The organism is Glutamicibacter soli (genome assembly GCF_003309065.1).
Lineage (GTDB): Bacteria > Actinomycetota > Actinomycetes > Actinomycetales > Micrococcaceae > Glutamicibacter > Glutamicibacter soli.
Genome location: NZ_POAF01000001.1, coordinates 323795 through 338889 on the forward strand (window position 1 = coordinate 323795; position 15095 = coordinate 338889).

The window sequence follows — 15095 nt, forward strand, 5'->3', positions numbered from 1 at the left end:
GCGTCGCGCTCCGGGTAATTGTGTGAAGTCACCGCCCGATTCGGGGAACTAAGAATGGTGACGCCGAAAAAACACGCGAAATATACGGATTCCCCCGGCCCGGGGGTTGCGGAGGGGCGGGTGGCGGGTGACACAATAGGCATAGATATTCAATATCCATTTCAGAACTTCGGGTGAGGTGATGCCTCACGAGAAATTGGAGCCCCCATGCCAGGAATGAACCTCACGCGCGCCGAGGCCGCCGAACGCGCCAGCGTGATCAACGTCGAGTCCTACGAGGTGAATCTCGACCTGACCCGCGGCGAGCGCGTGTTCACCTCGCAGACCACCGTGCGATTCACCGCGACCCCGGGAGCCGCGAGCTTCATCGACGCCGTGACCGACACCGTGCGTTCGGTGAACCTGAACGGCGTCGAGCTGGACCCGGCCGAGGTGGCCGACGGCATCCGCATCCAGTTGCCGAATCTGGCCGCTGAGAACGTCCTGGTGATCGACGCGGATGCGTTGTACATGAACACCGGCGAAGGCCTGCACCGCTTCGTGGACCCGGTGGATCAGGAGGTCTACCTCTACACCCAGTTCGAGGTCGCCGACTGCCGCCGCATGTTCGCCGTTTTCGAGCAGCCGGATTTGAAGGCCACCTTCCAGTTCTCGGTGACCGCGCCGAAGTACTGGAACGTCGTCTCCAACGCCCCGACCCCGCAACCGGTTGAGAAGGGCGAGGCCTCAACCTGGGACTTCGCGCCGACCCAGCGCATCTCCTGCTACATCACCGCGCTGATCGCCGGCCCCTACCAGGTGGCCCGCGACTCGCTGGTCTCCTCCAGCGGCCGCACCGTGGAACTCGGCGTGTTCGCCCGCGCTTCGCTGATGGAGTACCTGGATGTCGCGAACATCGTGACCATCACCCGCCAGGGCTTCGAATTCTACGAGAAGAACTTCGGTACCCCGTACCCGTTCGAAAAGTACGACCAGCTGTTCGTGCCTGAGTTCAACGCCGGAGCGATGGAGAACGCGGGCGCGGTGACCTTCCTGGAAGAGTACGTCTTCCGCTCCCGGCCCACCGGCGCCATGGTTGAACGCCGCGCCATCACCATCCTGCACGAGCTGGCCCACATGTGGTTCGGCGACCTGGTCACCATGAAATGGTGGAACGACCTGTGGCTCAATGAATCCTTCGCCGAGTTCATGTCCACGCTGGCCGCCGCGCAGAACACCGAGTTCACCAGCGCCTGGACCACCTTCAACACACTGGAGAAGAACTGGGCCTACCGCCAGGACCAGCTGCCCTCCACCCACCCGATCGTGGCCCCGATCAACGACCTGGAAGACGTCGAGGTCAACTTCGACGGCATCACCTACGCCAAGGGCGCCTCGGTGCTCCGCCAGCTGGTGGCCTTCGTGGGCCAGGAGGAGTTCATGGCCGGCGTGCGCGAGTACTTTGCGAAGCATGCCTGGGGCAATACCGAGCTGCCCGACCTGCTGCGCGAGCTGGAAGCGGCCAGCGGCCGCGACCTGAGCCACTGGGGCGGATCCTGGCTGGAGACCGCCGGCGTGAACACCTTGACCGCCCAGATCTCCGAGGATGAGAACGGCGTGATCACCGACTTCGCCATCCACCAGAGCGCCGCCGCGGACTACCCGACCCTGCGCCAGCATCGCCTGGCCGTGGGCTTCTACTCGCTGGACGCCGGGGGCAAGTTGCAGCGTGTGCACCTCGAGGAGCTGGACATCGACGGCGAGCTCACCGAGGTGCCGGCGCTGGTCGGCCTGGCGCGCCCGGATCTGGTGCTGCTGAACGACGACGACCTGACCTACACCAAGATCCGCCTGGACGAGCGTTCGCTGGCCACCGCGACCGAGCACCTGAAGGACTTCGCGCAGTCGCTGCCGCGCACGCTGGTTTGGTCCGCCGCCTGGGATGCGGTCCGCGAAGCGGAGTCCCCGGCCCGCACCTACGTCCAGCTGCTGCTGAACAACATCGGCCACGAGGTCGATTCGACGGTGATCATGGTGCTGCTGCGCCAGCTGAACACCTCGCTGGATTCCTTCGTGGCCGCAGAGCACAGCCAGGAGCTCGGCATCCACGCCGCCGACCGGCTGTGGGAGCTGGCCACCGAGGCCGAAGCCGGATCCGACGCGCAGCTGCAGTTCGCCAAGGCCTTCGCCCACCGCTCGCGCACCGCCGCGCAGCTGGATACGGTGCAGGCGCTGTTCGACGGCTCCACCGCGCTCGACGGGCTAGCCGTCGATACCGATCTGCGCTGGGCGCTGGCCATCGCGCTGTCCGCCGGCGGCCGCATGGACGACGCGGGGCTGGACGCGGTGCTCGCCGCCGACGACACCGCCAAGGGCAAGGCCTCCTGGCACACCGCCCGCGCCGCGCGCCCCACTGCGGAAGCCAAGGCCGCCGCGTTCGCGGCCGCAACCAGCGGGGATTTGTCCAACGACCAGCAGAGCGCGGTCATCGCAGGCTTCAACACCACCCACGACTCCGAGCTGATTTCCGGATATGCGCAGCAGTACTTCGACCTGCTGGTCACCACGTGGGAGTCTTTCTCCCATGAAATGGCCAAGCAGATCGTGCTGGGCTTCTACCCCGGCTCGAACGTCTCCGAGCAGACGCTGGCGCAGACCGACAGCTTCCTGGCCTCGCTCGGCCAGAAGCACCCGGCCATGCGCCGACTGCTGGTGGAGTCCAAGGCAGACGTGGAGCGCGCCTTGGCCGCCCGCGCCGCTGACGCGCAGGCCTAGCCCATAACGATCCCGTGGTGTGCCACGCGCCGTGTGCGTGAAGGCACACCACGTTTCGTTTAAAGGGTGGGAGAATGGGGTCATGGACCTCTCGCAGCACCGATACCAGGTGAGCATCGACTGGACCGGCAACCGCGGGTCCGGCACCGAGGGATACCGCAGCTACGGCCGGGACCACATCGTCCGGGCGCCGGGCCTGCCCGATCTTCCCGGGACCGCCGACCCCACTTTCCATGGCGACAAGGACCGGTGGAATCCCGAGCAGCTGCTGCTGGCGGCGCTGACCCAATGCCACATGCTCTCCTACCTGCATGTGGCGGTGACCCACGGCGTCGTGGTCACCGGCTACAGCGACCAGTCAACCGGCACCCTACGCCTGAACCGCGACAACAGCGGAGAATTCACCCAGGTGGTGCTGCATCCCCGCGTGGAACTCGCCGACGAGTCCCAGCGAGAACTGGCCGACTCGCTGCACCACGAGGCCAACAAGGTTTGTTTTATCGCGCGGTCCGTGAATTTCCCGGTCCTGCACGAGCCAGTCACCTTCCAACCGACAGATACCCGAGGACTTAGCCAATGAGCGAACCACAGTTCCTTCCGCAGGTCGCCCGACGCGACCCCATGAGCAACCCATTGGTGATGGGGAAATCCTCGCAGGAATTCCTCGACCTGGCGCAGGAGCCGGTGGATATCTCGCAGTACGCAGGAACCTTCTACGAGGAAGTCGGCGGCCGACCGGTTTTCGCCCAGCTGACCAAGAACTTCTACGCCTCCGTGGCCGAGGACGAGGACTTCCGCCGGATGTACCCCGAGCAAGACCTGCACCCGGCCCAGGTGCGCCTGCAGTTGTTCCTGGAGCAGTACTGGGGCGGCCCCACGACCTTCTCCGAGCATCGAGGCCACCCGCGCCTGCGCATGCGCCACCACAACTACCCGATCAACTCGCACTACCGCGACGTCTGGCTGGGGCACATGAACAAGGCCATCGACCAGCTCGAGCTTCCGATGCTCCAGGCCGAGACGCTGCGCGACTACTTCGAGCGCGCCGCGCACTCGCTGCAGAACACCCCGGACACCATGTAGCCTGCCGCAGAGAGCGAATGGGCTGGAACTCCCCCGAAGGAGTTCCAGCCCATGGTTCGCTTAACGCCCCGCGCTGCCGCCTAGCCCAGCAGCGAGGACCTGCGCAGCACCACGTGCCCGCGGCCGTTGCTGATCCGCACCCAGCTCCCGTTGCGGAAGACCCGGCTTTCGCTTCCCGGTGCCAGGAATCCCAGGGCCTGCATCGCGAAGGCTGCCCCCATGGGAAGCTCGTGCTCGGCACCGGCAATCGGCGATGACCAGATCCGCTGGCGGATCTGGGCGACCACTGGCTTTCCGGGATTCTCGGGAAGGGCCTTGGCCACGGCATCGATACCCGTTTGGGCCGCGCTGCGCAGCACGTCGTCGGCGATGGCGCCGCTATCGATCCATCCCGAAACCGGTACCGAGATCCCGGCCCAGCGGGGGTTCTCCTGCACCGGAGGAAGTGAGAACTCGACGGAGCCGTCCGTCATGCGGGCCAGGCGGTCCTGCATCGAAGCCAGGGAGTAGCTGCGCGTCAGCTCCGCCGGCTGGGCCAACCGGTGCACCCGCATGGCGAGGATCGTGTATTCGCCCTGGCCCAGGTCTGCGGGAACCAGTACCGGGACGTAGACTGCCAGCGCGGCACCCCGGGCCATGAGCAGCGCCGCATCGTCTTCCACAGTTTTGGCGCGGCTGATGAAGTTCGCCAGATCCGCCACGGAGGTATTGTCGTCAAAAACTAATGCGCTGCTTGCCATGCATTCATGGTCTCACGACTCACGTTCGGCAAATCCCAGCTTCCGCTAATGGCGTCATGAACTGCCATGAAACGTATAGTTGGACGATGAGACTGTGGATGGAAGACGTCATGTTACTTTGCGGTACACGGCGTTGCCCTTCCTCCGCATTATGTACCTGAAGGAGTCGAGATCGTGTCCGAAGAACTAGGCACAACACAAATGCTGCTGGATCTGCTCAATCTGGATGGCGATGACCATGCGCGAACCGACGAGGACATCTTCGTCGGACATACGCCGTCGCACACCTTGGGGCGCGTCTTCGGCGGCCAGGTGCTGGCGCAGTCCGTCGTCGCGGCAACGCGCACGGTCGAACCCAGCCGCGCTGTGCATTCGCTTCACGGCTATTTCCTGCGCCCCGGGGACCCCACCCAGAACATCACCTTCGGCGTCCAGCGCCTGCGCGACGGACGCTCGTTCTCGGCACGGCGTGTGCACGCCTACCAGAACGGCGAGCCGATTCTGTCGATGATCACCTCGTTCCAGGAACCGGCCCAGGGCATCGAGCACTACGATCCGCTGCCGATCTCGGCCCCGGACCCCGAGACGCTGCCGACCACGGCCGAGCTGATCGGGCACATCGACCACCCGGTGGCCCGCGAGTGGGCCTACCAGAGGCCGTTCGACGTCCGGCATGTCACCGACGCCATCTACCTTCCGCACAAGTTCGAGAAGTCCCCCGAGGCCGTCGTCTGGCTGCGCACCACCGCCAAGCTGCCCGACGACCCGGCGCTGCATCGCGCCGCCTTGGCCTACGCCAGCGACTACATGCTGCTGGAACCGGTGCTCCGCGCCCACGGCAAGACTTGGGTCCACCCGGGCTTGAGCGTCGCAAGCCTGGACCATGCAATGTGGTGGCACCGGGATTTCCGCGCCGATGAATGGCTGCTGTACGTCTTGCATTCGCCGTCGGCCTCATCGGCCCGCGGGCTGGGGACCGGGCAGTTCTTCAACCGAGAGGGAACGCTCGTGGCGACGGTGGCTCAGGAAGGAATGGTCAGGCTGCCGGAGGACTCGCTGTAGCGAGCCCAGCGGCGGGCCGGGTCAGGTTGGGCGCAAGTCCTCGTCGTCGGCGGCTTCCAGGCGGCGCGCGCCCGAGCCTTCCTGGGCCAGCGCGTCGTCCGGGTTCAGCAACGTGCAGGCCTGCATTGAGAGGCAGCCGCAGCCGATGCAGCCCATCAAGCGGTCTTCGAGTTCCTCGATGGCCCTTCGGCGTGCTTCCAGGACCCGTTTCCATTCGGCTGTCGCCCGCAGCCAGTCGGCTTCGGAGGGCATGGTGCTCATCGGCACCGGTTCAAGCGCACGTTTGATGTCACTCAACGGAATACCCAGCTTGCTGCCAACGGTGATCAGCGAGATACGCCGCAACATGTGCCGCGGATACCGGCGCTGGTTGCCCGCCGACCGAAGCGACGCAATGAGTCCCACGTCTTCGTAATAGTGCAGGGCCGAACGGGCGACCCCGGTTCGCTCGCTCACCGAGCCGATGCTCAGCAGTTCCTGCCCGGGCATCTCGCGAGGCAGCTCTTCGCCGCTCATTGTGTCCATGATCACCACACCTCCGCTTGACCTCAAGTTTACTTGAAGTCTTAGTGTGGGGCGTATAGATGGTTTAGATTCAGGGCCAGCATCGGCCCTGACCAACACTGGACTGCCCCATACAGCCCAGCAGAAGGATCAGTGAATATGTCGACTTTGTCTGATGATTTCCGTACCGCATTCCGTCATCACCCCGCCGGCGTCGCGCTCATCACCGCAACGGTCGACGGCATTCCCTACGGCCTGACGGTGTCATCGCTGGCCTCGCTGTCCATTGAACCCGTCGCTGTGTCCTTTTCCCTGACCAAGGAGTCCGGAGCCGCAGGAGCGGTCTTGTCCGCATCGAGCTTCATGATCCACCTGCTGGGCGAAGACCATCACGAACTGGCAACGAACTTTGCCAAGCCGGGAGCTCCCCGCTTCACCGAGGAACAGGGATTCCAGTTCCTGCCCACCGGTGAACCGTATTTCCCGCATGCTCCGGTGGCGCTTCGCGCGAGCCTCCACTCCTCGATCAGCATCGGCGGTTCCCGGCTGATCGCCGCCGAGGTCCACGAGATCCTGCACGGCACCCACCAGCAGCACCTGCTCCACCAAGACCGCCAGTACCTCCGGCTGTCCGGGCTCATGGCCGCCTCGCCAAACACCTAGGCGCTCACAGGAGCCCGCGCCGGGGTACGAAAAAAGCCGCCACTTTCGTGGCGGCTTTTCCCTTACCCGGAATCTTTAGTCGCGGGTCAAGCGGCGGTGGGTGACGCGGTGCGGCTTCGCTGCATCCGGGCCCAGGCGCTCAATCTTGTTGGCTTCGTAGGACTCGAAGTTGCCCTCGAACCAGTACCAGTTCGACGGGTTCTCTTCGGTGCCCTCGTAGGCCAGGATGTGGGTGGCCACGCGGTCCAGGAACCAACGGTCGTGGGAGACGACCACTGCACAGCCCGGGAACTCCAGAAGCGCGTTTTCCAGCGAGGACAGCGTTTCAACGTCGAGGTCGTTGGTAGGCTCATCGAGCAGCAACAGGTTGCCGCCCTGCTTGAGGGTCAGTGCCAGGTTCAGGCGGTTGCGCTCACCACCGGAGAGCACACCTGCCTTCTTCTGCTGGTCCGGGCCCTTGAAGCCGAACGCCGAAACATAGGCGCGCGAAGGCATTTCGACCTGGCCGACCTGGATGTAGTCCAGTCCGTCCGAAACAACTTCCCACAGGCTCTTGTTCGGATCGATGTTTTCGCGGTTCTGGTCAACGTAGGAGATCTTGACGGTTTCGCCGACCTTCAGGTTGCCGCCGTCCAGCTGCTCCATGCCCACGATGGTCTTGAACAAGGTCGACTTACCGACACCGTTCGGACCGATAACGCCAACGATGCCGTTGCGCGGCAGCGAGAACGATAGGCCGTCGATGAGGACGCGGTCGCCGAAGCCCTTCTTCAGGTCCGTGGCCTCGATAACTACCTGGCCCAGGCGCGGGCCTGGCGGGATCTGGATCTCTTCGAAGTCAAGCTTGCGGGTGCGCTCGGCTTCGGCTGCCATTTCCTCGTAACGTGCCAGACGGGCCTTGGACTTGGTCTGGCGTCCCTTGGCATTGGAGCGAACCCATTCGAGTTCCTCGGCCAGGCGCTTTGCCAGCTTCTGGTCCTTCTTGCCCTGGACCTCCATGCGTTCGCGCTTCTTCTCCAGGTAGGTGGAGTAGTTGCCCTCGTATGGGTGCAGACGACCGCGGTCGACTTCACAGATCCATTCGGCGACGTGATCGAGGAAGTAACGGTCGTGGGTCACGGCCAGTACGGCGCCCGGGTAGGCCGACAGGTGCTGCTCCAGCCACAGGACCGACTCGGCGTCCAAGTGGTTGGTGGGCTCATCGAGCAGCAGCAGGTCCGGCTTCTGCAGAAGCAGCTTGCACAGTGCTACACGACGGCGCTCACCACCGGAGAGGTGGGTGACCATTTCGTCGCCCGGCGGGCAGCGCAGGGCATCCATGGCCTGTTCAAGCTGGTTGTCGATGTCCCAAGCGTCGGCAGCGTCAATCGCTTCCTGCAGCTTGCCCATCTCTTCCAGCAGGGCATCGAAGTCGGCGCCGTCTTGGGCCATTTCTTCGGAGATTTCGTTGAAGCGCTGGATCTTTTCGTAGATCTCGCCAACGCCTTCCTGGACGTTGCCCAGGACAGTCTTTTCTTCGTTCAGCGGCGGTTCCTGCAGGAGGATGCCGACCGAGTAGCCTGGTGAGAGTCGAGCCTCACCGTTCGACGGGGTATCAATCCCCGCCATGATCTTCAGGATTGTTGACTTACCAGCACCGTTAGGGCCCACGACACCAATTTTGGCGCCCGGATAGAACGACATGCTGACATCGTCAAGAATGACTTTGTCACCAACGGCCTTGCGAGCCTTGGTCATCGTATAAATGAATTCCGCCATACCCTTAAGGCTAGTCTGTCGCAGGCTCCAAAACCCAATCCATGGGGCAGAATCTTCCTCTCACGGTGCCCGGATTCACAAAGTCCGCCCGGGCACCGAAGGTTTTGCGGGTTTCAGGCCGCGTCGGTGTCCTCGCTGGCCCACATGTTCTCTCCCCGCACTTCGTCCGAAGATCGAGAATTCCCCGCGGCCGAGGTGTGCGTCACGCGTTCGGCTTCGCCGCCGTCACTGCGAACCTTGGTGAATAGCGACGTGCCGAACCTGAGATCATGGCCCAGCGAATATGCCTCGAGGTCGGCGCTCATCCCCCGGGTGCCGTCGGGCCGGTCAAACTGTCGAATCTGCAGTTTTCCGAAGATCACCAAATGGTCTCCTTGGGCAATCGACTCCATCGCGTTTTCTGCCAGGGCGCGAAATGCCGAGATGGAAAACCAGCTGGTTGCGCCATCGACCCACTGCCCGGTTTCGCCGTCGCGTTTGCGTTCATGAGTCGCAACACGGAACTTGAGTACCGCGAGTCCCTTCGGGGTAATGCTCAATTGCGGTTCCGTACCGACAATCCCCCGGATGGTCATCAAATCGGTCATGGCCTGTTCTCCTTTGAACGTGGAACCAGCGAATGCCGGCTTCCACTCCATGTTCAGCCATGCTCCTTTTATTCAGGACCGAATCGGACGATCTGTGGATAATCGCGGTGTTGCCGGTTCGCCGAAGGCGCGGACGGACAGCATGACAGCAATCAGAATTGCAGGAAGGATCCACCCGGACCATCCGAGGATCGAGGCCTTTTGCGTATCAAGGATTACGCCTATCACCATGAATAGCGATACGAGTCCCGCACTGGCGTTGAAGATCGCGTGGGCGAGGGCGGCAGGCCAGACCGACTGGGAGAAGGTCCGCAACCAGGCGAAGAATGCGCCCACCACAACGCACATTCCACACATGGACACTACGCCCCATGCTCCGTCGGCCAACGGGTAGTTGTAGCCGAGAAGGATTAGTGGTGCATGCCAAATTCCCCACACGATTCCGGAAATCAGAATGGCGGGAAGTTGGCCCATCGGCTGCAGGCGGGGCCACAACCAGCCACGCCAACCGACTTCTTCACCCAGAGCAGGAAGCAGGTTCATCAGTCCCGCAACAAGGATCAAACCACCCTGATCTGCGAGGTAGTGGCCGATACCATCCTCGCCTGAAACGATTTTCAAGATCGTGAAGTTCTGCAGATCCCCGGGAAAGACGCCGAGCCAGGACCCGACGAAGACCGCCTGGAGGATCAAGAACACCGGAATCAGTATTCCGAGCAGCATGGCGGTGATGAACCGCCAAGGACGGCGCACTGGCCACATGCCGACGTGCTCAAAAAATTTACCGAGCTTCCCTTCGAGGGACGCTACGATAACAGCCGCAATGCTCGGAGTGATCATCATCGCCAGCGCGATCCACCTGAATGATGGATGGGCAAGTCCCCCGCCAAGCCATAGCGGCATGGCGACGATCCACGCAAGAATCATGCTCAAGAGACAGAACAGCACAGTTCCTTGAACTCTCCCGATTTTCCATCGCTGCACGTTAACCTCGCCTAATCAGCAACTGTAAAACCACTGCCAATCCCACCCTATCCGTTTCGAATCGCGTTCCATGCGAACCATAGGCTAAACTATTTTGGGTTCTGCCTCCGTAGCTCAGCTGGATAGAGCAAGAGCCTTCTAATCTCTAGGTCGTGGGTTCGAATCCCGCCGGGGGCGCAAAACAGGAACCGCCGTTCACTTGGTCAAACAGGTGCACGGCGGTTCTTTTCTTCGGTCAGAAACCTCTAGTCCAGTCCGCCGCAATCCCCGGATGCCAACATTGACAAGGCTCTTGTCACTGCAGGCGGTCCCTGAACCGGGCTGATCGATCGCGACTGGCATTGTGAGCCAGCGCGAGGGCGTGCTGCGGACCGCGCTTTCTCCACCGTTAGATGACCTGCGAGCAAATGGCTCGACCTGCTTGGCGACCGGTGAAGAGACAACCGCCCAGAAAAGTTCCCTCAAGAGCGTTGTATCCGTGCATACCCCCGCCGCCGAAGCCTGAGGCTTCCCCCACGGCGTAGAGTCCATTCAGAAGCCTGCCTTCCGGAGACAGCACACGCCCCGAGAGGTCGGTTTGCAATCCGCCAAGCGACTTGCGGGTCAGCACATGCAACTTCACGGCGATCAGCGGCCCGGCGGCAGGGTCGAGGATCCGATGCGGCGCGACGACGCGCATGAGCCTGTCGCCCAGATACCTGCGCGCATTCCGGATGCTTTGCATCTGCGAGTCCTTGCTGAAGGCGTTCTCCACTTGGAGATCTCGTGATTCTATTTGCCGGCGCAGGAGTTCCGTGTCCAACTGTGCCTCTGGCGCAATCGCGTTCATTTTCGCGACCAGGCCTTCGAGAGTATCGGATGACACGAAATCCGCCCCATGCTCCAGGAACGCCGCGACGGGAGCCGGGGCGCCTTTGCCGAAAAGCCGGTCTTTGACCACTGCCTTGCGATCATGGTTGGTGAGGTCCGGATTCTGCTCGGAGCCTGAGAGCGCGAATTCTTTCTCGATGATCCGCTGGTTCAAGACGAACCACGAATGGTCAAACGCGGAAGAGCTCGGATCGGTTCTCAGATGACGGAGGGTACCGATGGTGTCGTGCCCCGGCAGACCGGGCGCAGGCAGGCGGTTGCCGTTTGCATCGAACCACATTGATGTGGGACCCGGGAGTATCCGGATGCCATGCAGTGGCCAAATCGGGTCCCAGTTTCTGATTCCTTCGGTGTAATGCCACATGCGATCGCGGTTCACGACGTTTGCCCCCGCAGCTTCGCCAAGTTCCAGTCCGCTACCATCAACGTACGCAGGCACCCCCGAAATCATGTGGGCTGGCGCGTTGCCAAGGCGGTCCGGCCAGTATTTCCTGACCAAATCATGGTTGCCCCCGATCCCGCCGGTGGCCACGACCACTGCCTGCGAATGGATCTCGAACTCGCTTTCGACGACCCGAGAGGATCTGACGCCACGGGCACTGGCATCCGGCTCCAGGACGCTGCCGCGCACCCCGGTGACGGTCCCATCAGTCACGACGAGTTCGGTCACCCGATGCCTGAAGCAGAGATCTGCTTTGCCGTCCCGGTGCGCTTGAAGAACTTTCTCTGCGAAGGGGCCGCTAACGCCAGTACCCGTTCCCCATGAAATGTGGAAGCGTGGAACGGAGTTCCCGTGGCTTCCCGCGGCGCCGCTACCCCGCTCGGCCCAGCCGACAACCGGAGTCAGCTCGATGCCCTGTTCGCGAATCCACGAGCGTTTTTCCTCAGCGGCGAATTCAACATAGGCCTTGGCCCACTTCACAGCCCAGGCGTCCTGATCTTCCAGCCGATCAAACTGTGCGCTGTCCCGCCAGTCGCTCCAAGCAAGCTCGAAGGAGTCCTTGACACGGAGGTGCCGTTGCTCGGGCGAGTCAACGATAAACAGCCCGCCGAATGACCAATATGCCTGCCCGCCGAGATTGTTCGAGTTTTCCTGGTCCAGGACGGTTACGTGCAGCCCGGCGTCTATGACCTCGGCCGCCGCAACCAGTCCAGACAACCCGGATCCGATGATCACCACATCAGTTTTCAGTGCCTTGGCTCCCACTACCATATCCCCGCTTCGTTGGAAGAGCTTCAGATAATGCTCAGAGCCTACGTGGCATCGGCAAATCACACCAGCCTTGCATTTGTTTGACTTGGGCAATAATTACAGAGCCCGAGGATCTAATCTCGACTGGACCAATCAGGCTGAGGCGGGCGCATTATCCGATTCTGTGAATGGCATACGAGCAAGCGCAACACCGACACTGAAAATCGCTCAAACGAGGGCATCACGCAAGGAAACTAACGCGGAATGAGATAAACTTTTAAGCAGTTTCACGTTGAAGGGCGAAAGGGTAAATGACACAGGCCACCAGCACAGCTTCTCGGAGAGTTCTCACCGAGCGGACTAGCATTAATCTCATTTTTCTAGCTGCTGGCATCTCTTTCGCATCGTGGGCCGGTCGCCTGACCGTCATTGATGAGGTCTTCAATTTTTCGGGCCTGACGTTCGGTTCATTCCTGCTGTGCATGACCGCGGGAACCCTATTGGGCATTTCGATAATTCCGATAATTAGTAGAAAAATAAATACTCGAAAACTACTTTTCTACTTCCCAATTCTACTCGCTGCGTGCCTTGTCGCCCTCGGTATTTCAATTTCAATTACGCGCACACCAATAACTGCGTTTATCTTCCTTTTTATTAATGGGATATTTTTCGGATGCCTGGATATCATGATGAATGTCAGCGGCGCTCGTGTTGAACGGCATCAAGGGCGAAGCCTCATGCCGATATTCCATGGATTCTTCAGTCTCGGAACGCTACTCGGCGCGGGGATCGCGACGGCAACAATTAGCCTCCGGATGCTGACCATCTGGCATTTCTCGATTGTCGCCGCCATGCTGGTGGCTATCGCCGTTCTGGCACAGGTGGGGCTAGTTGGCTGGGAACAAGAAAACTACGGAACTCGATCCAAACCGTCGAACAGGAGCAATACCGCGTCGAACCAAAAGTTGGGCCTGCTGCTCTTGCTCGGGCTCATGGTAGCCGGCCTAAGCTTCGCCGAAGGCGCGGCCAATGACTGGATTGCTCTGGCAACCGTCAATGGCCATGGCTTGCCCCATCACACCGGCGCGCTCATGTTCACCCTTTTCGTGGCAGCTATGACGGCCGGGCGGTTTGCTGGTGGCAAGATCGTGGACAGCGTCGGACCACGGCGCACCCTGCTGCTCATGGGCTCGATAGGGTTGGCCGGCATCTGCATATTCCTGATCGGCCACGGCCCTATCGTCCTTGGAATCGCAGCGGTCATGTGGGGCCTGGGAAGTTCATTGGGCTTCCCGGTGGGCATGACCATCGCCGCCTCGCAGGGCAGCAGACTTGGCCCCAACGCTGTAAGCATCATCAGCGCCTTCGGATACGGCGCGATGCTTTCCGGCCCACCACTGATCGGATTCGCCGTCGATCATACCGGCCTGCCGGAAGCCCTGTGGATCGCTTTCGGGGTCATGTTGATGTCCTTGCTGCTGACACCACGCGTAACCCGCGTGCCGGCAAAGATTACGAGTGTCGGCTAGACCGGCAGGACCGCCCTGCCCTTGATGTTTCGCATGACAATGGTGCTGGTCAACTTTTCAACCGCCGGCAAGTTCACCAGCACCTCGTCATAGACCCGCTGGTAGTGCGGCAGATCCTTGGCGAATACCCGCAGCAGGAAGTCGGGTTCGCCGAACAGGCGCTGCGCCTCCACGATGAGCTCCTCCGATTCGACGGCTGCCTCGAATTCCTTCAAATGCGAACGGTCCCTGAGCGTGACGAACACCAGCGCCTCGAATCCGAGCCCCAGTTGCCTCGGATCGACCACGGCTTGGTATCCGGTGATCACACCGGACCGTTCCAGCTCGCGCATCCGTCGGTGACATGGCGCAACCGATAGTCCGACGCGGGCGGCAACAGCAGTGGCGCTCATTCGCCCGTCCTGCTGCAGTTCAGCGATGATGGCGCGATCCAATTTATCCATAGCTTGATAGTACTGCACAAATATTTTGCTTAAGTTCTGAGTAAGAATGATTTATATTGCTCATGTGGTCCGTCAAGGCAAAGATTCGGCAAGCACATTTCCCGTTTTTTCTCCTAACGTTGTTCCCAGGTCATCAGATACACACTGGAGGAACAATGGAAATCAGTCAGCTGACGGGTTTTTTGCTGGTTTCAATTACCCTTGCCTGCACCCCTGGCGCCGACTGGGCCTACATCATCTCCTCCGCGCTGGGAAAGACCAGCTACCGCCCGGCAGTCTGGGGCCTGCTCTCCGGATACCTGTTCCACACCGCACTTCTGGTCTGCGGCATGGCCGCCCTGGTGGCAAGCTCCCCCAATCTCTTGATGGGCCTGACCATGGCCGGTTCGCTCTACCTGCTCTGGCTTGGCATCTCGACGTTGCGCAGCTGGAAGAAAGCCAAGTTCTATGACGGTTCCGCCGGCCCGGGACTCCAGGAAGTCGCCACCGACCCTACACCGGACGCCCCGCAGGCGTCGGCTTCGGTTGCCCTGCTGCAAAAGGCCCCGACCGAGGTGAAGTCCGCCGGCGCATGGCGCGCCCCGTTCTTCAAGGGTCTGCTCACCAGCGGCACCAACCCCAAGGCCTTGCTTCTTTATGTCGCACTGATCCCCCAGTTCCTCGATAGCGCGCAGCCCATGCCGATGACGGTGCAAACGGCCATTCTCGGCCTCGGGCACTTCGTGGTATCGATCGCCGTGTACTTCTCCGTGGCCAAGGCCGCCCGGGTCCTGCTTCGCTCCAGGCCCGTGGCCGCCCGCATGGTGACCTTCGGCTCCGGAATCATCATGATCGGCCTCGCTCTGGGTTTGATTTACGAGCAGTTTTTCGTCGTATAGCTACTTTCTTGAACAGTGATCAAGAAAATTGAACGGTGATCAAGTATC

At 61.6% G+C, this 15095-nt stretch carries 14 protein-coding genes and 1 tRNA gene; 8 read left to right on the forward strand and 7 right to left on the reverse strand.

The window, feature by feature from the left end; all coding sequences use genetic code 11:
• Positions 1 to 207: 207 nt before the first annotated feature.
• The 3 genes from pepN (at position 208) to C1H84_RS01560 (ending at position 3837) form a co-directional block, all read left to right on the forward strand.
• The gene (gene pepN, locus C1H84_RS01550; protein ID WP_113606370.1) at positions 208 to 2754 is read left to right on the forward strand and encodes an aminopeptidase N; all 2547 of its coding nucleotides are present in this window, start codon (positions 208 to 210) and stop codon (positions 2752 to 2754) included.
• A gap of 82 nt (positions 2755 to 2836) precedes the next feature.
• Complete coding sequence (locus C1H84_RS01555; RefSeq protein ID WP_047119311.1) at positions 2837 to 3334, forward strand: OsmC family protein; 498 nt, start codon at positions 2837 to 2839, stop codon at positions 3332 to 3334.
• Entirely contained in the window at positions 3331 to 3837 is a 507-nt protein-coding gene (locus C1H84_RS01560) for a globin (RefSeq protein ID WP_082123915.1), read from the forward strand. The genes C1H84_RS01555 and C1H84_RS01560 overlap by 4 nt, the downstream gene beginning before the upstream one ends.
• Before the next feature lie 80 nt (positions 3838 to 3917).
• Here C1H84_RS01560 and C1H84_RS01565 read toward each other — a convergent pair whose 3' ends face one another.
• A complete protein-coding gene (locus C1H84_RS01565; RefSeq protein ID WP_113606371.1) occupies positions 3918 to 4577 on the reverse strand; it encodes a DUF8185 domain-containing protein in 660 nt (219 codons plus the stop codon).
• Between the two features lie 174 nt (positions 4578 to 4751).
• On the opposite strand from C1H84_RS01565, the gene C1H84_RS01570 reads away from it, so the two are divergent.
• Positions 4752 to 5639, forward strand: coding sequence for an acyl-CoA thioesterase (locus C1H84_RS01570; protein ID WP_425323552.1), 888 nt, complete (start codon positions 4752 to 4754; stop codon positions 5637 to 5639).
• A 21-nt stretch (positions 5640 to 5660) separates the two neighbouring features.
• Here C1H84_RS01570 and soxR read toward each other — a convergent pair whose 3' ends face one another.
• A complete protein-coding gene (gene soxR / locus C1H84_RS01575) occupies positions 5661 to 6164 on the reverse strand; it encodes a redox-sensitive transcriptional activator SoxR (protein WP_244910781.1) in 504 nt (167 codons plus the stop codon).
• A gap of 138 nt (positions 6165 to 6302) precedes the next feature.
• On the opposite strand from soxR, the gene C1H84_RS01580 reads away from it, so the two are divergent.
• On the forward strand, positions 6303 to 6806 hold the full coding sequence (locus C1H84_RS01580; RefSeq protein ID WP_053798280.1) for a flavin reductase family protein: 504 nt from the start codon (positions 6303 to 6305) through the stop codon (positions 6804 to 6806).
• A gap of 75 nt (positions 6807 to 6881) precedes the next feature.
• Here the strand turns inward: C1H84_RS01580 and ettA are convergent, their stop codons facing one another.
• The 3 genes from ettA to C1H84_RS01595 form a co-directional block, all read right to left on the reverse strand.
• Positions 6882 to 8564, reverse strand: coding sequence for an energy-dependent translational throttle protein EttA (ettA, locus tag C1H84_RS01585; RefSeq protein ID WP_053798281.1), 1683 nt, complete (start codon positions 8562 to 8564; stop codon positions 6882 to 6884).
• Positions 8565 to 8677: 113 nt separating this feature from the next.
• Positions 8678 to 9151, reverse strand: coding sequence for a single-stranded DNA-binding protein (locus C1H84_RS01590; protein WP_160309084.1), 474 nt, complete (start codon positions 9149 to 9151; stop codon positions 8678 to 8680).
• 72 nt (positions 9152 to 9223) lie between these two features.
• Positions 9224 to 10078 (reverse strand): CPBP family intramembrane glutamic endopeptidase, encoded by an 855-nt coding sequence (locus C1H84_RS01595; protein ID WP_146955819.1) that lies wholly within the window; start codon positions 10076 to 10078, stop codon positions 9224 to 9226.
• Between the two features lie 160 nt (positions 10079 to 10238).
• Between C1H84_RS01595 and C1H84_RS01600 the strand changes: the two genes are divergently transcribed.
• Positions 10239 to 10312, forward strand: a tRNA-Arg gene (locus C1H84_RS01600).
• 211 nt (positions 10313 to 10523) lie between these two features.
• On the opposite strand, the gene C1H84_RS01605 is transcribed toward C1H84_RS01600, so the two are convergent.
• Complete coding sequence (locus C1H84_RS01605; protein ID WP_425323553.1) at positions 10524 to 12212, reverse strand: FAD-binding dehydrogenase; 1689 nt, start codon at positions 12210 to 12212, stop codon at positions 10524 to 10526.
• A gap of 296 nt (positions 12213 to 12508) precedes the next feature.
• Here C1H84_RS01605 and C1H84_RS01610 point away from each other — a divergent pair, with 296 nt between their 5' ends.
• Positions 12509 to 13726, forward strand: coding sequence for an MFS transporter (locus C1H84_RS01610; protein ID WP_113606374.1), 1218 nt, complete (start codon positions 12509 to 12511; stop codon positions 13724 to 13726).
• On the opposite strand, the gene C1H84_RS01615 is transcribed toward C1H84_RS01610, so the two are convergent.
• On the reverse strand, positions 13723 to 14169 hold the full coding sequence (locus C1H84_RS01615) for an Lrp/AsnC family transcriptional regulator (protein WP_047119318.1): 447 nt from the start codon (positions 14167 to 14169) through the stop codon (positions 13723 to 13725). The two genes, C1H84_RS01610 and C1H84_RS01615, sit on opposite strands and share 4 nt — an antisense overlap.
• A 155-nt stretch (positions 14170 to 14324) precedes the next feature.
• Between C1H84_RS01615 and C1H84_RS01620 the strand changes: the two genes are divergently transcribed.
• A complete protein-coding gene (locus tag C1H84_RS01620; protein WP_053798285.1) occupies positions 14325 to 15047 on the forward strand; it encodes a LysE family translocator in 723 nt (240 codons plus the stop codon).
• Positions 15048 to 15095 lie beyond the last annotated feature (48 nt).